At 50.4% G+C, this 19,713-nt stretch carries 19 protein-coding genes; 10 read left to right on the top strand and 9 right to left on the bottom strand.

Translation table 11 applies throughout. The features are described from left to right. Positions 1 to 90: 90 nt before the first annotated feature. Positions 91 to 975: a YitT family protein gene (locus HMPREF9443_RS02565; RefSeq protein WP_071585649.1), complete on the bottom strand. Its 885-nt coding sequence runs from the start codon at positions 973 to 975 to the stop codon at positions 91 to 93. 202 nt (positions 976 to 1,177) lie between these two features. On the opposite strand from HMPREF9443_RS02565, the gene ispE reads away from it, so the two are divergent. The 8 genes from ispE to pth all read left to right on the top strand — a co-directional run bounded on the left by ispE (position 1,178) and on the right by pth (position 8,485). Beyond that, positions 1,178 to 2,038 (top strand): 4-(cytidine 5'-diphospho)-2-C-methyl-D-erythritol kinase, encoded by an 861-nt coding sequence (gene ispE / locus HMPREF9443_RS02560; RefSeq protein WP_009144942.1) that lies wholly within the window; start codon positions 1,178 to 1,180, stop codon positions 2,036 to 2,038. A 1-nt stretch (position 2,039) separates the two neighbouring features. After that, on the top strand, positions 2,040 to 2,732 hold the full coding sequence (locus HMPREF9443_RS02555; RefSeq protein ID WP_009144941.1) for a GntR family transcriptional regulator: 693 nt from the start codon (positions 2,040 to 2,042) through the stop codon (positions 2,730 to 2,732). Between the two features lie 2 nt (positions 2,733 to 2,734). Further along, positions 2,735 to 3,529, top strand: a complete 795-nt coding sequence (locus HMPREF9443_RS02550; protein WP_009144940.1) for an NTP transferase domain-containing protein — start codon at positions 2,735 to 2,737, stop codon at positions 3,527 to 3,529. Further along, a complete protein-coding gene (gene purR / locus HMPREF9443_RS02545; protein WP_009144939.1) occupies positions 3,507 to 4,316 on the top strand; it encodes a pur operon repressor in 810 nt (269 codons plus the stop codon). Before HMPREF9443_RS02550 ends, purR begins: the two co-directional genes overlap by 23 nt. 204 nt (positions 4,317 to 4,520) lie before the next feature. After that, positions 4,521 to 5,897 (top strand): bifunctional UDP-N-acetylglucosamine diphosphorylase/glucosamine-1-phosphate N-acetyltransferase GlmU, encoded by a 1,377-nt coding sequence (gene glmU / locus HMPREF9443_RS02535; RefSeq protein ID WP_009144937.1) that lies wholly within the window; start codon positions 4,521 to 4,523, stop codon positions 5,895 to 5,897. Between the two features lie 138 nt (positions 5,898 to 6,035). Next, on the top strand, positions 6,036 to 6,995 hold the full coding sequence (locus HMPREF9443_RS02530; protein WP_021719247.1) for a ribose-phosphate diphosphokinase: 960 nt from the start codon (positions 6,036 to 6,038) through the stop codon (positions 6,993 to 6,995). Positions 6,996 to 7,082: 87 nt separating this feature from the next. Next, positions 7,083 to 7,874 (top strand): polysaccharide deacetylase family protein, encoded by a 792-nt coding sequence (locus tag HMPREF9443_RS02525; protein ID WP_009144935.1) that lies wholly within the window; start codon positions 7,083 to 7,085, stop codon positions 7,872 to 7,874. A gap of 14 nt (positions 7,875 to 7,888) precedes the next feature. Then, positions 7,889 to 8,485 (top strand): aminoacyl-tRNA hydrolase, encoded by a 597-nt coding sequence (gene pth / locus HMPREF9443_RS02520; protein ID WP_009144934.1) that lies wholly within the window; start codon positions 7,889 to 7,891, stop codon positions 8,483 to 8,485. A 77-nt stretch (positions 8,486 to 8,562) separates the two neighbouring features. Here the strand turns inward: pth and HMPREF9443_RS02515 are convergent, their stop codons facing one another. The 7 genes from HMPREF9443_RS02515 to HMPREF9443_RS02485 all read right to left on the bottom strand — a co-directional run bounded on the left by HMPREF9443_RS02515 (position 8,563) and on the right by HMPREF9443_RS02485 (position 13,506). Beyond that, positions 8,563 to 9,462: a hypothetical protein gene (locus HMPREF9443_RS02515; RefSeq protein ID WP_009144933.1), complete on the bottom strand. Its 900-nt coding sequence runs from the start codon at positions 9,460 to 9,462 to the stop codon at positions 8,563 to 8,565. After that, positions 9,452 to 9,970, bottom strand: a complete 519-nt coding sequence (locus HMPREF9443_RS02510) for a hypothetical protein (RefSeq protein ID WP_148495311.1) — start codon at positions 9,968 to 9,970, stop codon at positions 9,452 to 9,454. The genes HMPREF9443_RS02515 and HMPREF9443_RS02510 overlap by 11 nt, the downstream gene beginning before the upstream one ends. Next, positions 9,855 to 10,226, bottom strand: a complete 372-nt coding sequence (locus HMPREF9443_RS02505; RefSeq protein WP_009144931.1) for a hypothetical protein — start codon at positions 10,224 to 10,226, stop codon at positions 9,855 to 9,857. The genes HMPREF9443_RS02510 and HMPREF9443_RS02505 overlap by 116 nt, the downstream gene beginning before the upstream one ends. Continuing rightward, the gene (locus HMPREF9443_RS02500) at positions 10,216 to 10,677 is read right to left on the bottom strand and encodes a hypothetical protein (protein ID WP_009144930.1); all 462 of its coding nucleotides are present in this window, start codon (positions 10,675 to 10,677) and stop codon (positions 10,216 to 10,218) included. Before HMPREF9443_RS02500 ends, HMPREF9443_RS02505 begins: the two co-directional genes overlap by 11 nt. Continuing rightward, entirely contained in the window at positions 10,670 to 11,053 is a 384-nt protein-coding gene (locus tag HMPREF9443_RS10285; RefSeq protein ID WP_009144929.1) for a type II secretion system protein, read from the bottom strand. The genes HMPREF9443_RS02500 and HMPREF9443_RS10285 overlap by 8 nt, the downstream gene beginning before the upstream one ends. A gap of 17 nt (positions 11,054 to 11,070) precedes the next feature. Further along, entirely contained in the window at positions 11,071 to 12,111 is a 1,041-nt protein-coding gene (locus tag HMPREF9443_RS02490; protein WP_009144928.1) for a type II secretion system F family protein, read from the bottom strand. A gap of 207 nt (positions 12,112 to 12,318) precedes the next feature. Beyond that, on the bottom strand, positions 12,319 to 13,506 hold the full coding sequence (locus HMPREF9443_RS02485) for an MFS transporter (protein ID WP_040564858.1): 1,188 nt from the start codon (positions 13,504 to 13,506) through the stop codon (positions 12,319 to 12,321). Between the two features lie 256 nt (positions 13,507 to 13,762). On the opposite strand from HMPREF9443_RS02485, the gene HMPREF9443_RS02480 reads away from it, so the two are divergent. After that, positions 13,763 to 13,951 carry a hypothetical protein gene (locus HMPREF9443_RS02480; RefSeq protein WP_009144926.1) on the top strand — a complete coding sequence of 63 codons (189 nt, stop codon included), beginning with the start codon at positions 13,763 to 13,765 and terminating at the stop codon, positions 13,949 to 13,951. Positions 13,952 to 14,056: 105 nt separating this feature from the next. Here the strand turns inward: HMPREF9443_RS02480 and ftsH are convergent, their stop codons facing one another. Beyond that, on the bottom strand, positions 14,057 to 15,907 hold the full coding sequence (ftsH, locus tag HMPREF9443_RS02475; protein ID WP_040564822.1) for an ATP-dependent zinc metalloprotease FtsH: 1,851 nt from the start codon (positions 15,905 to 15,907) through the stop codon (positions 14,057 to 14,059). Between the two features lie 226 nt (positions 15,908 to 16,133). On the opposite strand from ftsH, the gene pyc reads away from it, so the two are divergent. After that, positions 16,134 to 19,574 carry a pyruvate carboxylase gene (gene pyc, locus HMPREF9443_RS02470; protein ID WP_009144924.1) on the top strand — a complete coding sequence of 1,147 codons (3,441 nt, stop codon included), beginning with the start codon at positions 16,134 to 16,136 and terminating at the stop codon, positions 19,572 to 19,574. Positions 19,575 to 19,713 lie beyond the last annotated feature (139 nt).

Genomic DNA, 19,713 nt, shown 5'->3' with positions numbered 1-19,713 from the left:
TACATGTCTGTAATATTATAAAAATATTTTCGTATTTATAGTAAAAGAAAATCCCCTGCCGGCGAACAGGCAGGGGAAGAAAGTATAATCTTATTCATGCTTCTCCGGAAATTTAGGTCTGGGGAAGTTAGGACCGGACGGCTTAAGCGTAAAGCCACGGCCGAAGACATCGTTAACATCACTGATAATCATAAAAGCACTGGGGTCAATCTCTCGCACAATGGAGCGTACCTTCGCCAGCTGTGTCAGCTTGATGACTACGAAAACCAGCTCGCGGTGACGATGCGTAAAGCAGCCCTCGCCGCTGATATAGGTAACACCGCGGCCAACGATTTTAATAATCGCTTCCGCAATTTTCTCGTGATGCTCGCTGATGATAATAACCTTCTTTTTATAATCAAAGCCTGTCGTAAACGCATTACAGGTTTTGGTCATCACAAAAAAGGTAAGCAATGTGTACAACACCGGCTCAATACCGAATAAGGAAACACTGGCCAGCAGCAGGCAGATGTTGAAGGCAAAACCAGTTGTACTAATAGAGATAGAATAATTTTTCTGGATAATAGCGCCGATAATATCCGTACCGCCGCTGGAGCCGCCCACGCGGTACATGCACGCGGCACCGATGCCGTAAAGCACACCGCCGGCAATGCAGGCCAGCAGCTTGTCATGCACTACAGTATAGTTTGACAGAAAATGAAAGAAATCCAAAGATACAGAAAAAGCAATAATACCATACAGCGCGCTGATAGTATATTCACGGTCCATATACTTATAGGCTAAAAAGAACAGTGGCACATTGCAGATTAAGCTGGTAGCGCCCATCGGCAGGCCGGCAACATAATAGGCAAGTACGGCAACGCCGCCGATGCCGCCGCTGAGCATCTTATTAGGCATATAAAAGGTATTCATGGCAATACCCATAATCGCACAGGCCAAGGTCACCATAGCATAATGGTAAATTTTTTTCTTCAAAGCGGGATTCATAAAATTCTCCTTTGCAAGCAAAATATTCTGAATATGTTTTTTATGTATATATTGTAACACTTTAACGCAGAAAGGCAACTACTAAATATTTTTCTCGCCAAAATCCCGAACGTTCGAAAAAAATTCTTGCTATGCAGGCATAAGCAGTATAAAATAATACTGTATACAACATTAGGCAGGTGAACTTATAATGAAGCAAATAAAAGAAACGGCATATGCCAAAATAAATCTGGGACTTGATATTCTCGGCAAGCGTGAGGACGGCTACCACGAGGTAAGTATGATTATGCAAAGCGTCGGCCTGAGCGACGAGGTTGTTATCAGCAAGGGTAACGGCATTCAGATCAGCTGCAATCTGCACAACCTCAGTTGCGGTCCTGACAACCTGGCCTACAGAGCAGCCGCATTGCTCGCAGGTCACTGCGATATTATTCCGAACGTTCACATCGCCTTGAACAAAAAAATTTTTCTAGCGGCAGGACTGGCAGGTGGCAGCAGTGATGCGGCAGCAGTTTTGCGCGGTCTGAACCGTTACTGGGGGCTTAACCTGGAAAATTATGAGCTGGAACAGCTCGCTGCGCAGTTGGGCAGCGATATCCCATTCTGCATCGAAGGCGGCACCATGCTGGCAACAGGTCGCGGCGAAGTCCTCATCAAGCTGGAGGACATGCCCGAAACCTGGCTGGTACTGGCCAAGCCCCGCGGACTGGAGGTTTCCACCGCCTGGGTTTACAAGAACTTTAACCACGGCCGTGTAGTACATGCACCCTGCATCTGGCAGCTGGAAGCATATCTGCGCGAAGGCGGCAAAGCCATCGTTCCCTATATGGGCAATGTTTTAGAAACAGTTACAATCCCGGCACACCCCGTTATAGCCTCTATTAAGGCTGCTATGCTGGGAGCAGGCGCCTACTATTCTCTTATGAGCGGCAGCGGCCCGACCGTCTTCGGCCTTACTGCTGACAAAGAAACTGCCAAGCGCGTACAGCAGGCACTGACAGATTTTGATGTAGAAACAGCAATTACGACAACTATCGGAAGGAGAAACTAATATGTCCGGACATTTGCAGCCTATAAAACTAGACAGCTACAAGCCTCTGCGTGAGCTTGTCTGTGAAAATATCCGTCAAGCTATTATTGACGGCACCTTCAGCCCCGGCGAACGCCTCATGGAAATCCAGCTGGCTGACGAAATGGGCGTAAGCCGTACGCCCGTGCGCGAAGCAATCCGTAAGCTGGAGCTGGAAGGCTTTGTAGTTATGATTCCCCGTCGCGGTACCTATGTTGCCGATATTTCCATTAAAGATATCACCGAAATTTACGAAATCCGTATCAGCCTTGATATTCTGGCTGCCGGTCTGGCTGCCGAGCGTATTACGGATGAGGAGCTTGAACAGCTTAACGGTTATCTTATCGAAATTGGCCAGCATATCGCCAACAATGATATGGATAAAATCGTCGAAGTAGATACTGCCTTCCATGATATGTTATACACTGCCAGCCGCAACGAGCGTCTGCGCAGCATCATCAATAACCTGCGCGAGCAGATGACTACTATCCGCGGCCGTTCTATGAGCTACCCGGGACGTTTAGTGGAAACCATGGACGAACATCGCAATCTGGTAGAAGCAATTGCCGCACATGATGTAGAACGTGCGCAATACGCAGCCCGTATCCATCTGGAAAACGCCGAGCACACCCTCATGCGTTCCCTCAGCGAGCATCTGCCGCAGAAGAAGGCGTAAGCATGACAACTGCTAATATAGATGCTTTTATTGTAGCAGGCGGCCTCAGTCCCTGGCTGAAGTCCTATGCCGGCACCGAACACCGCTGCCTGGCACCGCTTGGCGATAAGCGCCTCATAGACTATATCATTGCAGCCCTGCAGGGAAGCGGACGCATCCGCCGTATTGTCGTAGCTGCCCGCCCCGAAGCCTTGGCGCTTTTAGAGGGTACGTTACCGGCCGACGTTCTGCTGTGTGAAGCCGCAGGCGACCTGCCGGCTACAGCCGTCGCTGCCTCCGAAGCCTTAGGTCCTGATGCCAGCGAAAAGCTGCTAGGAGTATGCGACGACATTCCGCTGCTGACCTCCCTTGCAGTACGCGACTTTCTTGCAGCCTGCAATGCCTTCCCCGAAAGCCAGCTTTATTATCCCATCATCCCCAAGGATGCCTGCCTGAGTGCTTATCCCGATGCAAAGCGTACCTACGGCAAGTTGCGCGACGGCATCTTTACCGGCGGCAATATGATGCTGATGGCCAAAGAGATTATTCCCGGCGGCCAGCAAAAAGCACGCGAAATCTTTGCCCGCCGCAAATCACCGCTTAAGCTGTGCAACTGGCTCGGATGGGGCTTCTTGATAAAGCTCCTGTGCCATCGTCTGACAGTGGCCGATGCGGAAACACGCACCTCCGCACTTCTGGAAATGCGCTGCAAAGCCATCATCACCCGTCATGCCTGTATCGGCATGGATATAGATAAACCAAGTGATTTAGAACTTGCAAGGAGGACGCTTACATATGGTAAAAGCCAAAAGAATTGAACGCGTAGCAGCGTTAAGTAAACTTTTAGCCGATCATCCATATCGGCTGTTTTCATTTTCATATTTCTGCAAAAAATTTGCTATCGCCAAATCCACCCTCAGCGAGGATGTTTTAGCCGTAAAATCCGGACTGGAGCTTTACGGCCTCGGCAAGGTAGAAACCGTTTCCGGCGCTGCCGGCGGTGTACGCTTTATCCCCGGCCATCTGCCGGAGGACGACGCAGCCTTCTTGGAAGAGCTTGCTGCCCGCCTCACCTCCCCGGACCGCATCCTGCCCGGCGGTATGCTTTATACTACCGATATTCTTTGCCATCCGGAAACCGTAGTGCGTCTGGGTGAAATCTTCATGCTCCGTCTGCAGGAGCTGGCACCGGACTGCATCATGACGGTTGAAACAAGCGGTATTCCGCTGGCTATGCAAACTGCGCGTGCATTTAACGTGCCTCTTGTCATCGCCCGTCACACCAGTGATATTACCGAAGGCAGCACCGTCAACATCAATTACGTCAGCGGCTCCACCAAGGTTATCCAAAACATGGCCATGCCCAAGCGCGCATTGCAGCCCGGCAGCCGTGTGCTGATTGTGGATGATGTTATGAAGGGCGGTGGCACCGCCAAAGGCATGATTGCTTTGGCTCACGAAGTCGGCGCTCAGGTTGTAGGCAAAGCCTTTTTAATCGCCACCGCTGCACCGGACCGCAAGCTGGTAGAAGATTACACTGCCTTCTTCACCCTGCATAACGTAGACGAAGAACAGCAGAAAGTAACATTGGAAGTAAATAAATAATATAGAATACATAAGGCTGGCTAGAAGGTATTTTTAGATGATGCCTTATGGGCAGACCGAATTTTTATCAACTATAAACTACGTCAGGCTGTTTGGAAGGTATCAGATGCTAAACGACGGTGACGACGGCGTACTACTTGTACGTCTAGGAAACGTTGTGACGCAGATGATGCCTTATAGACAGTCAGGAAAGGAAGAACTCACATGTCAGAATTAGTAGCAATAATCCTCGCCGCAGGCAAAGGCACAAGAATGCGCAGCAAATACCCCAAAGTACTGCACAAGGTAGGCGGCAAGCCCATGTTGCAGCACGTAATTGACGCTGCAAGCGCTGCCGGCGCAGACAAAAAGGTTGTTATCGTCGGCCATGAGGCAGAACTGGTAGAAGCAATGGTAGGCAATCAGGGAACCATCGCCCTGCAGGCCCAGCAGCTTGGCACCGGCCACGCTGTAATGCAGACTGCCGATACCCTGAAGGACTTCCACGGCACTGCGCTCATCCTGTGCGGCGACACCCCGCTGCTGGACGGCGAAGAGCTGAAAAAATTCTGCGAAGCACATCAGGAAAGCGGCGCTGCTGCTACCGTACTTACGGCAATTATGGACGATCCGTTCGGCTACGGCCGCATTGTACGCGATGCTGACGGCAATGTACAGGGCATCGTAGAGCAGAAGGATGCTACCGAAGAACAGAAAGCTATCAAGGAAATCAACACCGGTATTTACTGCATGGAATGCCCGCAAATGTTTGACGTGCTGGCTACCCTGACTAACGACAACGCGCAGGGCGAATATTACCTGACTGACGTACTGCAAAAGCTCAACGAAGCAGGTGCTAAGGTTGGCGGTATTTCCACTGCCGACAGCGATATGGTTATGGGTATCAACTCCCGCAAGCAGCTTTCCGTTGCTGAAGGCGTTATGCGCCAACGCATTTTGGATAAGCTGATGGATGCAGGCGTAACCATTATGGATCCTGCCAGCACCTTCATCGAAGCAAGCGTAAAAATCGGCCGCGATACCGTTATTTATCCCTACACCTGGCTGGAAGGTACAACTGAAATCGGCGAGGACTGCGAAATCGGTCCTAACGCCCGCTTTACTAATGTAAAAATCGGTGACGACAACCATCTGCAATTCATCTACGGCCATGACTGCGAGGTTAAAAACCACGTTACCGCCGGTCCGTACGTTCATCTGCGTCCCGACACCGTTATCAGCGACCACGTTAAAATCGGCAACTATGTAGAGGTTAAAAACTCTAACGTAGGCGAAGGCACCAAGCTGCCTCACCTCACCTACATCGGCGACAGCGATATCGGCAGCGGCGTTAACATGGGCTGCGGCTGCATCACAGTCAACTACGACGGCAAGAAGAAGCACCGCACCGTTATCGGTGACAACGCCTTCGTCGGCTGCAACACCAACCTTGTTGCACCTGTAACCGTACAGGCCAACACCTACATCGGTGCAGGCAGCACTATCACCAAGGAAGTACCCGAAAATGCTCTGGGCATTGCACGTGCCCGTCAGAAAAATATCGAAGGCTGGGCCGAAAAATACCGTAACGAGGATAAATAAGCTTTTATAGTCACATATGTGTCAAAAAGTTTACAAAAAACTTGTGATTTACGTGTTTTTTGTGTATAATTAAATTTAAGTAAAGTTTTGCTCATCGCACCAGCAAACTACAACAAGGTAATTTTGGAGGGATTGGACATGTTGTCTGACGAGAATAAGTTAAGAATATTTACCGGTAATGCAAACCCTGATCTGGCACGCGAAATCGCTGCTTACCTCGGAACCACCGTTGGTGATTCTGTAGTTAACCGTTTCAACAACGGCGAAGTTCAGGTAATGATTAACGAAAGTGTACGTGGCAAGGATATCTTCATTGTACAACCGACCTGCGGCCCTATCGTTAACGATAACGTAATGGAGCTTTTGATTATGGCTGATGCCTTCAAACGCGCCAGCGCTAACCACATCACTGCTGTTATCCCCTACTATGGCTATGCACGCCAGGACCGCAAAGCACGCGGCCGTGAGCCTATCACTGCTAAGCTGATGGCAGACCTGCTGGAAACTGCAGGCATTACCCGTGTAGTAACCATCGACCTGCACGCTGCACAAATTCAAGGCTTCTTCAACATCCCCTTTGACCATATGCCCGGCGGCCCGCTGATGGCAGAATACATTAAATCCAAGAATCTGGAAGACATGGTTGTTATCTCTCCGGACCTTGGTGGCGTAAGCCGTGCCCGCAATTTCGCTGAAATGCTGAATGCACCGCTGGCTATCATCGACAAACGTCGTCCGGAACCCGGCGTTGCTGAGGTTATGAACCTGATTGGCGACGTTAAAGGCAAAACCTGCATCATGGTAGACGACATGGTTGATACCGCAGGCTCCCTGACCGAAGGCGCACGTGCCCTGAAGAAATTTGGTGCTAAAGAAGTATATGCATGCTGCACTCACCCGATCCTGACCGATCCGGCACTGTCCCGCATTGCTCAATCCGATATCACCGAGCTGGTTGTTACCAACACCATTCCTCTGGCTCCTTCCAAAAAGCACCCGAAAATTAAGGTGCTCTCCATTGCGCCGATTCTGGCAGAAACCATTCTGCGCATTTACAATGACTGGTCTGTAAGCCAATTATTCGATACCAAACACTAAGCGTAATATAAAAAGGCTTGCCTCTGGCAAGCCTTTTTGTTATGATTAAAGCCGGCAAAACTACCGGCTTTAATATTTGGAGTAACTATGCGTATCATTTATCTTCTTATTATCTGTTCCCTTGCCGGCGTACTGCTGCTGTGGCTGGGGATATACAAAAAAATCAGCAGAAAGACTGCCGCTATAAGCGCTGCTCTCAGTCTTACGCTTGCAGGCGCGCTGCTCTTGCTCGCCGTACTTCCCGGCAACAGCTTTTATGGCAAGGTTATAACACATGCGGAAAATACCCACGGGCGCAAGCTCATTGCCCTCACCTTTGATGACGGCCCTTATCCGCCCTATACCCAGAAGCTGCTCAAGCTTTTGGCTGCCAAAAACGTGCATGCCACCTTCTTTATAGTGGGCGAAAACGCTGCCAAGCATCCGGAAACAGTAAAGCTCGTCCAGGCACAAGGACACCTGATTGCTCTGCATGCAGGCTATCACAAGGATTTGCTTAAGCTCAGCAGCAGCGAAGCTGCCGCCAACATCGCCTATGGCAAGCAAACGCTGCAAAGCATCACCGGTACTGCACCGCAGTATATGCGTCCGCCGCACGGCTTCAAGGACTGGAGCACTGTCAAGGCTATCAATGATGCAGGTATGCAGATAGTAAACTGGAGCATCATTCCCCGCGACTGGACAAACCCAGGCGTGCAGGTAATCGCCGACAGAGTCTGCGAGAACGCATCCACCGGTGCTATTGTCCTGCTGCATGACGGCGACAGTCCCAAAAATCTGGCACCGCGTGACCAGACGATTGAGGCAGTCGGCCTCATCATCGACCGTCTGCGTGCAGAGGGATATGAATTTGTCACCATCGAAGAACTTAATAAATAAAAAGGAGCAACAATATGAAACTAATTGTCGGCCTTGGCAATATCGGCCGCGAATACGAAAATACCCGTCACAACATCGGCTTTATGGTAGTTGACGAGCTGGCACGCCGTCTTGGTGTAAGCTTCGGTAAGGAGGACCGCAGTGCCTATATGGCAGAATACCGCGCTCCCGAAAAAATCATCATCATCAAGCCAACCACCTACATGAATCTCAGCGGTGTTGCTGTTGGTGCCTACGCCAACTTCTATCACATCGATCCGGATGATATCGCTGTTATCCAGGATGATATGGATATGCCCGTAGGTCAGCTGCGCATCCGTCGCAAGGGCAGCGCCGGCGGCCACAACGGCATCAAATCCATTACCGAGCATTTGGGCACCGATGCTTACCCGCGCTTTAAAATCGGCATCGGCCATCCGGCACGCAATAATAAGGCAGTTGTCAACCATGTACTGCATGCCTTCCAGGGCGAGGACAAAACCGCTATCGAAGCAGCAGTAGCAGAAATGGCCACAGCGCTGGAGGAATGGATTAAATCCGGCGATATCGAAGAGGTTATGCAGGCGCACAACAAGAAAAAGGCTAAGGCTGAAAAACCTGCAGCCGAATAAACAATATAAAAGAACTAGCAAGAGCAGTCATAGCTCCGGCTAGTTCTTTTTTTGGTTATGCAATATATTCAACAAAATTACGGCTTATTGAAGGCCGGTGTCAGCATCGGTTCAACAGCACCTGTATCAGGAGTAAGGTCTGCTGTTCCCCTGAGCACGATTTTGTCTGCCAGAACAAAGCCGTTCAGCTGACAGCCTGCACCTATCGTCACCGTTCCCTTCGCCAGCAGCAGCGCCTGTGCCATTTTGGTACCGTCACCCAGCGTAATATCGCCCTCTTCACTAATAAGCACTATGCGGTCCGTGTAATATGAACCCGGTGCGGTATTTATCGACAGCTTATTGGCTATCAATGTTGCACCCTGCAGGCCTTTGCTGCCAAGAATCAGCGAAGTATTACTCCTCAGATAATAAAAGCGGGCGCTGAGGCCGTTTTCCTCCGTAGTCCTTTTGTTCAGCGAAGCAGCGCATTTATTCTGCAGAAAGCTAATCTGCGGCAGCCTTACTTCTTCTGTGCTTGTATATAACGCTGCCTGCTGCAGATATTCTCCTCCTGTCAGCGAACGTCCCGCAAGAACGCTCTTAGCTGCCAGCTTCCGCATCTCCGGACTGAAGCTCACCCTAAGCCTGTGCAGCCGCTGTACTGCGCCAACATGATTAGCGGCTACGACAGACACCTTCAGGTAATCTATCTGCCCATCCGAGCTGTAACTGCTTTCGCTTGTCACTTTTACCGGTTCATTGCCCGGCTGCAGCTCGCCCTCATAGCAAAGCTGCGTACCCGCAGGCTGCGGTTTTTGACCTATAGCCTGCAATACGGAGCCGCACAACAGCCGCAGCTGCTGCCCCCGTAAAAAATCCTTTTCCGCCTCATAGCCCTTTACTGCATAAAGCAGGCAAAGCTGGGCGCTGAGTGCCAGCAAGAGCGCTGCCAGCAGGCACGGAAGCGATATACTGCCCTTTGCGCTATGCATCATCTGTTATCCTCGCACTATAACAAATAAAATACTGCGTCACCCGCATGCTTCTGCCGTTACGGTAAAGATCGAAGCTTACGCACAGCATTTGCGGCGAGCAGCGTCGCACCTGCCATCCGAAAACGCCTACCTCCTCCAGCGACACCGGATTCACACCCGTGCCTTTATTGGTACGCGTCCTCTGGTATATGCCCTGCTTATCGCTGTAAACAGTCACCTGTTTACACCCCTCAAGCATCCTGCAACTTATTTTGCCGTCAGTCTGCAGACGCACGCTCTGTGCATCATAGCAGACTATCTTTTCTAACTGCGCCAAAATATGCCGTCTGGCTTCCTGCAGCTGCAGCTCATCCTGCAGGCAGCCAAAGCTGAGACCGGCAGTGCCTGTTGCTTTAAAGACCAACGTCACCAGCACTACTGCCAGCAAAAGTCCCAGCAGCAGCTCCAGAAGCAGATAGCCCCTCTGCCGTCGGCAGCGCACGGATAAGCGTAACCCTGACCTTGCCATAAGCAGCCTGCACCTCCTGTACCGCCAAACATTCTGTGCTGCCGGAGCTAATTCTTTGCGTCACGTCAAAGCGGCCGCTATATTCTTCGCCCGCCAGCACCTGCTGTGCGGCCTGCACCGCCTGCTGCAGTTCAAGGCTTTCATTCAGCAGATAATTGCTGCGGTAAAAGCCCTGTATCGCTGTCGCCAGCAGCACTGCCGTAAGGCAGAAGCACACCAGCTCCTGTACCAGGCAAAAGCCTCTGCTATTTTTCATAAACAGTCACCCTGCCTGTAACCGGCTGCACCGTCAGCCGGCAGTACATATCAGGCAGCTGTCTATGCTCCAGCCTGTAACCGCCAATGGCTGTCGGATTGCCGTTTTCATTATAGCTGAGATTCTTAATCGCTTTTTCGCACGTCAGGCTGATGTCAGCATCGAGCCTTACACGCTTCCAGATTTTATGCGCGCGCTCAATTCTGTAGCTATGCTTATCCTTATCGCTGACTTTAAGCGTGTACATATAATTTTCCGGCTGAAACAGCGTCTGCTGCTGCATCTGTCTGATATCCGCCGCCAAAAGATATGCTGTATAGCGCAGCTGCTGCCTGTAATACTGCCGCTGCAGCGTCTTGCTTCCGGGATACAGCATTACTGCCGCAAGTCCCAGGCACCCAAGTGCCAGCAGCAGCTCCAACAGCAGATAGCCTGCTGTCTTATTATTCACCGGCGTTAGCTTTACTGCCCGGTGAGGTTACTGCCGCACCCTTGCTGTTTTTGCCGCTGAGGGTATAGGTGCCGTCGGTTGTATTTGGTGTATAGGTAAGTGCCTCGCCCTTGGCATCCTTGAATTCCAGCTTACCGCCCAGATATTCGCTGTCCAGTGTAGTAAGCTCTGCCGGCACAGTGCCTGCATCCATCTTATACAGCTGAATTGCCTGGTCGATAGTCACCAGATCGTTTTGCAGACGGGCATTCTTCACTCTGTCGTTAGCACCCGAAAGCGAAGGCAGCAGCATGGTAGCCATAATGCCAATCAGCGCCGCCGCTGCTACTACCTCGATTAAAGTAAAGCCTCCCTGTTTACGCATTGTTTTTAACATAATCGTACCTCCTGAATTTACTCCGGCATTGCCGAAAGCATCTCAAATAGCGGACCGATAACTATGCAGACGATTCCCGCTATGATAATCGCTGCCACTAAAAGCAGCAAGGGCACCATCAGCTCCTGCAGCCTGCCAAGCTGCTGCTGCATACGCTGCTCACCGGCCGTTACTGCTTCCTGCAGCATTTGCGGCAGATAGCCTGTAGATGCGCCCACGCATACAAGCTCCAGCATCAGCGGCGAAAAAAGCTCTTTTGCGCCGCCTGCAGCCTGTTCAATCGCAATGCCTCGCTTTAGCCTGCTATTCAGCAGGCGCAGCTGCCCGGCATACTGCTCATCATCCATGGTATCCGTCACAATCGCCACCGCTCTTGTTATGCCTACACCGCTTTCCAAAAGCAAGGCCAGCAATCTGCAAAAGCGTACTTCTAATAAAAGGCCATGAAAATTTCCGCTTAACCGGCTGCGTAAAAAACAGCGCAGCAGCCTGCGTCCCAGCAAAAAAAGTGCAGCTGCTACGCCTGCCGTCAACGCCAGCGCTGCCAACGGCTGCTGCAGCAAAGCATCCTTCAGCGTCAGCAGCAAAGCCAATGTACCCATCGGCAGCACGCCCATAGCGCTGTAGGTATCCGCCAGTACCGGCAGGATGTACAGTAAAAACAGCAGCAGCACGCAAAACGATGCCAGCAGCAAAAATGCCGGATAAGTTACAGCCCTCTGCACAAAACGCCGCAGCTTAAGCTGGCGGCTGTAATAATCTGCCAGCTGCTCCAGCAACGTGGCCAGCTCACCGCTTTCTTCCCCCACAGCCACCAAAGTAACTGCCAGCTGAGTACAGCAATCCGCTTCCGCTGCCAAGGCCTGTGCCAGGCTGCTGCCACGGCGCAGCCTTTGCTGCAGACGATAGCAGAGCAGCATCTGCTTAGCGCTGCCATGCTTTTGCAATAACTGCAGCGCATTCAGTAACGGCAGGCCGCTGCGCAGGATTACCGCCAGCTGCCTGTAGAAGCTGATCTGCTCCGCCAGGCTCACGCCTCCTCTAAGCTTAATTTTCATCACCTCCACATGGCCGATTATAGACTATTTGTGAATTTTCTGTCTAATTTTATTTGTCACATATGTGAAATCTGTGTGACATAAAAATCTTTTTTTACCGCAAGCAAAAGAAAAAACTCTGAAAGCCTCATATTACAAGACTTACAGAGTTTTTCTTAACTGATTAATTTTCTGAAAATTATCTGTAATTATAACGTTCTAAGCAGTCTAAGCAACAATATTTTGCTCATGACCATGACGAAGCCAAACGCAAGCGCTAATGCCGAAAAGAATCACGCCGGCTACTACAAAAAGACTTTGCAACGGCGCAAATGTAGCAATAGCTCCGCCAAGTACAGGACCTACCATGGAACCGAACTGCTGCGCACTGAACATAAAGCCAAAAACGCGTCCGCGCTGGTCGGTAGTTGTATTGCTGGCCAACACCGCACTCAGCGAAGGCTGAATACCGGCACAGCACAAGCCATAGCAAAAATTACAGACACAGAACAAAAGCAGTGTCTGCGGCATTGCCGTCACCGCACTCATCAAGCCGGAAAGCAGCGTAGCAGCGCACAACGCTTTATAAAAGCCGTGCTCCTGTCCGAAGCGTCCCCAGCTCGGCGCAGTAATAGCACTGGCAATGCCTACGAGCGAGAAGGCCACGCCGGAAAGAAACATAATGTTGCCCTCACCATGGTTCAGCTCTGCGATATAAAGGCTCAAAATCGGCTGAATCAGCAGGATAACCATCTGAGCTACAGCAATGTAAATCAGCGTTTCACGAATTACAGGTTGCTGTAAAAGCTGTACCTGCGGCTTGGACGCAAGCTTTTTCGGCTCCGCCTTCGGCGGCTCGGGAATGTAGAACATAAATACCAGCGTAATAATTGTCAGTAACCCACCTGCAACAAAGAATGAGGCACGCATGCCAAACAGCGTTGCCAATGAACCGCCTACAAGCGGACCAATGACGTTGCCGCAGGTCAGTCCTGCCTGCATAATGCCCAAGCTCACGCCCAGCTTTTCCATCGGCACCAGGCTGGTAGCAATAGCCAGGCACGCACTCCACAAGCCGGCAGCAAAGCCCTGCAACACACGCACACCGAACATCTGCTCCGGCGTAGTTACTATGCCGCCCAAAAAGTACGACAGAGCCAGGCCTGCACCCGCACGCACCGCCATCATCTTTTTGCCGTGCGTATCAGCCATTTTACCCCAGATAGGCGCCATGATACCGCCAATCAGAAAGGTTATGGAAAAAATCGCGCCGTTCCACATTTTTACATCATCGGCACTTACTCCCAGTTCGTTCATCAGATACATCGGCAAAAAGGGAATAAGCATAGTATAGCCTGCAGCCATCAGCACAACATTAACCGTAAGAATGGCTAAAACAATCTTCCAGTTTTTCATAAAATCCACCTCAAAATAAAACAAAATCATACAACAGTAATAAATTATTATAACGCTAAGGCCGTTTTTGTGCAAATAAAAAATCTGCAATACAGCCTCAATTGCATAATATAATTACACTTAGGGAAATATGCTCTGCCGCAACAGAAGCATATATAAAACTGTATCAAAACAGTATCAACACAACAAAACAGAACACCGAAACCCGCTTGCCTAACGGATTTTCAGCGTTCTGTCTGTTTTTGGAGGAGAAAATATGAATTTGCTTAAAAAGCAAATAGCAGCTCGTTTAAAAGTAGAGGAGCTAACCAATGCACTTAAGGAAATTATCAAGGTCAAAGGTCAAGGCTGCAATGCAAAATCAGGAAGGGACGATATACATTGGTTAGCCATCACTAACTTCACGATTATTGTAGCACATATTTTTATAGTTAGCAATAGCTAATTTTAATTTTTTTATTTTTTTTCGCGATTAACGCTGCGTGCAAAAAAACAACGCAGTCACGTTGCCGTTTTACGGAATACGTAACTGCGTTTAAGCTTGTAATTGTTATTCTTCCGGAGTTTTCTCCTCTGCATTTTCTTTAGCCTGCTCCTGCTGCAGCAAAGCCATAAACTGCTCGCCGGTGATAGTTTCCTTTTCAAGCAGGTACTGTGCCAGTACATCCAGCTTATTTCTGTTGTCCTGCAAAATCGTGCGTGCCTTTGCGTGAGCCTCCTTAATCAACGCCAAAACCTTGGCATCAATCTTGCCGGCTGTAGTTTCACTGCACTGCAGGGCAGCGTCACCGCCCAGATAACGGTTGGCCACAACCTCGGTAGCCATCATATCAAATTCTTCCGTCATACCCAGACGCGTTACCATGCTGCGTGCCAGCTTGGTTGCCTGCTCGATATCATTGGAAGCGCCGCTAGTAATGCTGCCGAAAACAACCTCCTCGGCACTGCGGCCGCCGGTCATAGTTACAATCTTGTTGAACAGCTCTTCCTTGGTCATCAGCACGCTGTCATTTTCGCTGATTTGCATGGTGTAGCCTAAAGCGCCGTTGGTACGCGGAATAATAGTGATCTTATGAACCGGAGCACTGTGCTTCTGCATAGCAGCAACAAGTGCATGCCCAATTTCGTGGTAGGCAATAACCTTTTTCTCTGCGAGAGAAATTACCGCACCCTTACGCTGATAACCGGCGATAACGGTTTCAATGGATTCCTCCAGATCTTCCTGCTCCACCACGTTACGATGCATTTTTACAGCGCGCAACGCACCCTCGTTGATAATGTTGGCGAGCTCCGCACCGCTGGCTCCGGCTGTTGCCCGCGCCAACGTACCGTAATCGATATTGTCTGCCATACGCACATTACGTGCATGAACCTTCAGGATAGCCTCACGGCCTTTCAGATCTGGCAGCTCAACAGGAATGCGACGGTCAAAACGTCCCGGACGCAGTAGCGCCTTATCCAGAGATTCCGGACGGTTGGTAGCTGCCAGAATAACTACACCCTTGCTGCCGTCAAAGCCGTCCATTTCGCTCAGCAGCTGATTCAAAGTCTGCTCGCGTTCATCATTGCCGCCGAACTGGCCGTTATCACGGCGTTTGCCGATGGCATCGATTTCATCGATAAATACTATGCAAGGTGCCTTTTCCTGCGCCTGCTTGAACAAATCGCGCACACGGGCAGCGCCCATGCCAACGAACATTTCTACAAATTCACTGCCGCTGATGCTGAAGAACGGCACCTTGGCTTCACCTGCTACCGCACGCGCCAGCAAGGTTTTACCCGTACCGGGAGGGCCTACCAGCAATGCACCCTTCGGCATGTTAGCACCGATATCCTTGTACTTGCCTGGATTATGCAGAAAATCCACCAGCTCCATCAGTGCTTCCTTAGCCTCGTCCTGACCTGCTACATCGGCAAAGCTTTTGCCTGTCTGCGCTTCCACATAGACCTTGGCATTGCTCTTGCCGAAGCTCATGGCGTTGCCGCCCATGCGCTTGCCCATGAAGTACATAAATAACTGTCCCAGGCCAAAGAAAATCAGAATCGGCAGTACCCAATTGGTGAAAAAGGTTACCAGAGGACTTTGTTCCTTAGGCACAACCTGCGTAAATTCTACCTTACTCTTCATCAGACGGTTAGCCAGCTCCGGGTCTTCCACTCTGCCTGTAACGTAAATTTCTTTTTCGTTGTTCTTATCAACCGCAGCCAGACGCTTATCGGTAATTTCTACCTTAGATACCTTGCCTTCATCCACCATCTGAAGAAAATTATTATAGGAAACCTCCTTCATTTTCGGGTTAAAGAACATTGGCATGATTACGGAATTGAATACCAGAATCAAAACCAGCATCAGCATATAATAATACGTCAATGGCCGTTTTTTATCATTGTTATCGTTCATCATTTCATCTCCTCGCTATGCTTTATAAGTATTATTGTATACCTATTTATAGCAATAAACAAACGAAAAAAATGTGAAGCTGATTGTATCGTCAACACAAAAAGTGTTAAAAAATCACACTCTCCCCGTCCCCTGCAAGAATACTTGTATACATGCGTCCTATCCCTTGAATTTACATGTCATTTTCTATACAATTAGCTTGTAACTATCTAAGGAGGTCAAACTTATGCCTAAAATTAATACAGTTTTAGTTGCTAACCGCGGCGAAATCGCTATCCGCGTTTTCCGCGCCTGCAACGAATTAGGAATCCGTACTGTTGCTATATATTCCAAGGAGGACACCCTGTCCCTGCATCGCAATAAAGCCGACGAGGCCTACATGGTAGGCGAAGGCAAAAGTCCGACCGACGCTTATCTTGATATCGAAGACATTCTGCGCGTAGCCAAGGAGCATGACGTAGATGCCATCCATCCCGGTTATGGCTTTTTATCCGAAAACAGTAATTTAGCACGCCGCTGTGCTGAGGAAGGCCTGATTTTCATCGGCCCGCGTCTGGAACACCTGGTAATGTTCGGCGACAAAATCAACGCCCGTAAGCAAGCCGAGCTGGCAGGCATCCCCATGATTCCCGGCAGCAAGGGTACAGTAAACAGCCTCGATGAGGTACTGGCCTTTGGCGAAAAATGCGGTTATCCTATCATCATTAAAGCAGTCAACGGCGGCGGCGGCCGCGGTATGCGCGTTGTTCACAGCGCCGAAGAAGCCATAACTGCCTACGACATGGCTAAAAGCGAAGCTAAAAAAGCCTTTGGCAATGATGAAATATATCTGGAAAAATATCTGCAAAATCCGAAACACATTGAAGTACAGATTATCGGCGATACCCACGGCAATTTAATGCATCTGTTCGAGCGCGACTGCTCCGTACAGCGCCGCCACCAGAAGCTGGTTGAAATTGCTCCGGCCTTCGCCCTGCCTATAGAACAGCGCAAAGCTATCTGCGAGGCTGCTGTCAAGCTGATGAAAAATGTTGACTACATCAGCGCCGGCACCGTAGAATTTTTGGCTACTCCCGACGGCAAGTTCTACTTCATCGAGGTTAACCCCCGCATTCAGGTTGAACACACCGTTACCGAGCAGATTACCGGTATCGACATTGTGCAAACACAAATCAAAATTGCTGAGGGGTACAACCTGCACGGCCCGGAAATCGCCCTGCCGCAGCAGGATGAGCTGACAACCATCGGCCACGCTATCCAATGCCGTATTACCACAGAGGACCCGTCCAATAACTTTATGCCCGATACAGGCAAGCTGATTACCTACCGCAGCGGCGGCGGCTTCGGCATCCGTCTAGACGGCGGCAACGCCTTCACCGGCTCCGTCATCACTCCGTACTACGATTCTCTGCTGGTTAAGGCTACCACCTGGGGCCTCACTCACCAGATTGCAATTACCAAGATGCTGCGCTGCTTGAAAGAATTCCGTATCCGCGGCGTCAAAACCAATATCCAGTTTTTGGAAAACGTACTGCAGAACCCGCACTTCATCAAGGGCGATTATACTACCGACTTTGTTGATAATACACCGGAGCTGTTTGTCTTCCAAAAAACCTTGGACCGCGGCAACAAGCTGCTGAACTACATTGCCGATATCACCGTCAACGGTTACTCTAACGTCGGCGTACAGCCGAAGCCTGACTTTGCTCCGCTGAATATGCCCAAGCCCTACAATGGCATTCTGGCGCTGGGTGCTAAGCACGTTCTCGATACCCGCGGACCTGAAGGTCTTGCTGAATGGGTACTGGCACAGCAGGAGATTCTGCTCACAGACACCACCTTCCGTGATGCGCATCAGTCCCTCTTCGCCACCCGTCTGCGTACTGCCGATATGCTGCGCGTTATGCGTGACACCGCCGGCAAGCTGCCCGGACTTTTCTCCTTTGAATGCTGGGGCGGCGCTACCTTCGACGTAGCCTATCGCTTCCTCGACGAAAGCCCCTGGCAGCGTCTGGCACAGTTCCGTCAGGCTGCACCGAACATTCTCTTCCAGATGCTGCTGCGCGGTGCCAACGCCGTAGGCTACACCAGCTATCCGGATAATGTTGTTAAGCAGTTCATTAAGCTGGCAGCCAAAAACGGTATCGACGTTTTCCGTATCTTCGACAGCCTCAACGGTCTGGACAATATGCGCCTGTCGATTGACACCGTCCGCGAATGCGGCAAGGTAGCAGAGGCAGCACTGTGCTACACCGGCGATATTCTCGACCCCAACCGCGATAAATACGATTTACATTACTACATCAATATGGCTAAGGAGCTGGAAAAAGCCGGCGCCAACATTATCGCCATCAAGGATATGGCAGGCCTGTTGAAGCCGGAAGCAGCTTACCGCCTGGTAAGCAGCCTCAAATCCTACGTCAACGTACCTATCCATCTGCACACCCATGAAGGCAGCGGCAACGCTATCTACACCTACGCGCGTGCTATTGATGCCGGCGTTGATATCGTAGATACTGCTATGAGCGCCATGAGCAACGGTACCTCCCAACCCAGCGGCAGCAGCCTGTACTACGCACTCAGCGGTCATCCGCGTCAACCGCGTCTTGACGTAGACGCTATGAACGAGCTGTCCCGTTATTGGGAAACCGTGCGTCCCTACTACAAGGCAGCCGACAGAACCGAAAACTTCCCCAACCCCGAGGTTTACGTACACGAAATGCCCGGCGGACAATATACCAACCTCAAACAGCAGGCACAAGCTCTGGGCCTCATCCATCGTTGGGAGGAAATCAAGGATATGTATCACCGCGTATCCATGATGTTCGGCGATTTAATCAAGGTTACTCCATCCTCCAAGGTTGTCGGTGACATGGCACTCTTCATGGTGCAGAACGACCTGACGGAAGAAGATGTATATGCTAAGGGCGATATTCTGGACTTCCCGGCCTCCGTTGTGGAATTCTTCGAAGGACGCATCGGCACTCCGTACCAAGGGTTTCCCGAAAAGCTGCAGAAGCTGGTGCTCAAAGGACGCGCACCTATCAGCGAGCGTCCTGGCGCTGTACTGCCTCCGGTAGATTTTGAGGATGTACGCGCTAAGCTCAAAGAGCTTGAAGCACCTACTACGGACGAAGCAGTGAGCGCTTACTGCCTCTATCCTAAGGTATTCACCGACTGGGTAAACCGTTACAACCAATTCGGCGATGTATCCGTTCTCGATACTCCTACCTTCTTCTTCGGCATGACTCCGGGCGAGGTTATCAAGGTTGAAATTGAACAGGGCAAAGTGCTCGTTATCAAGCTGGACCACATATCCGAAGCCAACGCTGCCGGTATGCGCACCGTCTTCTTCGAATTCAACGGCCTGCCGCGTGAAATCGAAATCAAGGACCGCAACGCCAAGACCACCACTGTTACCCGAAAGAAAGCAGAAAAGGGCAACATGGGCGAAATCGGCGCTTCCCTTTCCGGCTCCGTTGTCAAGGTGCTGGTAGAAAAGGGCCAGTCCGTTACCAAGGGCACTCCGCTGATTGTTACCGAAGCTATGAAGATGGAAACCACGCTTTCGGCACCGATTTCCGGTATCGTCAGCGCTATCCATGTAGCTGCAGGCGAACGCGTAGAAAGCGGCGACTGCCTCCTGGAAATAAAAACTCAAATGTAAATTGCATACGCTTAAACTTAAGGCTGCTGCCGTGGCGGATTTCCGCTGCTACGGCAGCCTTACTTTTTTTGCTGGTCATTATTTTTCCTCTATGTTATGATATAGTTACTCTTTGCTTTTTTAAAACAGCATTATTTGC

This window comes from Phascolarctobacterium succinatutens YIT 12067 (assembly GCF_000188175.1).
Lineage (GTDB): Bacteria > Bacillota > Negativicutes > Acidaminococcales > Acidaminococcaceae > Phascolarctobacterium_A > Phascolarctobacterium_A succinatutens.
This window is presented reverse-complemented; position numbering and strand designations above follow the sequence as displayed.

What these genes read in the sequence shown, in the direction of transcription:
- HMPREF9443_RS02510 (WP_148495311.1), bottom strand. Translation starts at nt 9,970, where the DNA reads ATGGCAAGGTCAGGGTTACGCTTATCCGTGCGCTGCCGACGGCAGAGG.
- HMPREF9443_RS10285 (WP_009144929.1), bottom strand. Translation starts at nt 11,053, where the DNA reads ATGTTAAAAACAATGCGTAAACAGGGAGGCTTTACTTTAATCGAGGTA.
- pth (WP_009144934.1), top strand. Translation starts at nt 7,889, where the DNA reads ATGAAACTAATTGTCGGCCTTGGCAATATCGGCCGCGAATACGAAAAT.
- HMPREF9443_RS02485 (WP_040564858.1), bottom strand. Translation starts at nt 13,506, where the DNA reads ATGAAAAACTGGAAGATTGTTTTAGCCATTCTTACGGTTAATGTTGTG.
- HMPREF9443_RS02515 (WP_009144933.1), bottom strand. Translation starts at nt 9,462, where the DNA reads ATGATGCATAGCGCAAAGGGCAGTATATCGCTTCCGTGCCTGCTGGCA.
- purR (WP_009144939.1), top strand. Translation starts at nt 3,507, where the DNA reads ATGGTAAAAGCCAAAAGAATTGAACGCGTAGCAGCGTTAAGTAAACTT.
- HMPREF9443_RS02480 (WP_009144926.1), top strand. Translation starts at nt 13,763, where the DNA reads ATGAATTTGCTTAAAAAGCAAATAGCAGCTCGTTTAAAAGTAGAGGAG.
- ftsH (WP_040564822.1), bottom strand. Translation starts at nt 15,907, where the DNA reads ATGAACGATAACAATGATAAAAAACGGCCATTGACGTATTATTATATG.
- glmU (WP_009144937.1), top strand. Translation starts at nt 4,521, where the DNA reads ATGTCAGAATTAGTAGCAATAATCCTCGCCGCAGGCAAAGGCACAAGA.
- HMPREF9443_RS02530 (WP_021719247.1), top strand. Translation starts at nt 6,036, where the DNA reads ATGTTGTCTGACGAGAATAAGTTAAGAATATTTACCGGTAATGCAAAC.
- pyc (WP_009144924.1), top strand. Translation starts at nt 16,134, where the DNA reads ATGCCTAAAATTAATACAGTTTTAGTTGCTAACCGCGGCGAAATCGCT.
- HMPREF9443_RS02525 (WP_009144935.1), top strand. Translation starts at nt 7,083, where the DNA reads ATGCGTATCATTTATCTTCTTATTATCTGTTCCCTTGCCGGCGTACTG.
- ispE (WP_009144942.1), top strand. Translation starts at nt 1,178, where the DNA reads ATGAAGCAAATAAAAGAAACGGCATATGCCAAAATAAATCTGGGACTT.
- HMPREF9443_RS02490 (WP_009144928.1), bottom strand. Translation starts at nt 12,111, where the DNA reads ATGAAAATTAAGCTTAGAGGAGGCGTGAGCCTGGCGGAGCAGATCAGC.
- HMPREF9443_RS02505 (WP_009144931.1), bottom strand. Translation starts at nt 10,226, where the DNA reads ATGAAAAATAGCAGAGGCTTTTGCCTGGTACAGGAGCTGGTGTGCTTC.
- HMPREF9443_RS02550 (WP_009144940.1), top strand. Translation starts at nt 2,735, where the DNA reads ATGACAACTGCTAATATAGATGCTTTTATTGTAGCAGGCGGCCTCAGT.
- HMPREF9443_RS02555 (WP_009144941.1), top strand. Translation starts at nt 2,040, where the DNA reads ATGTCCGGACATTTGCAGCCTATAAAACTAGACAGCTACAAGCCTCTG.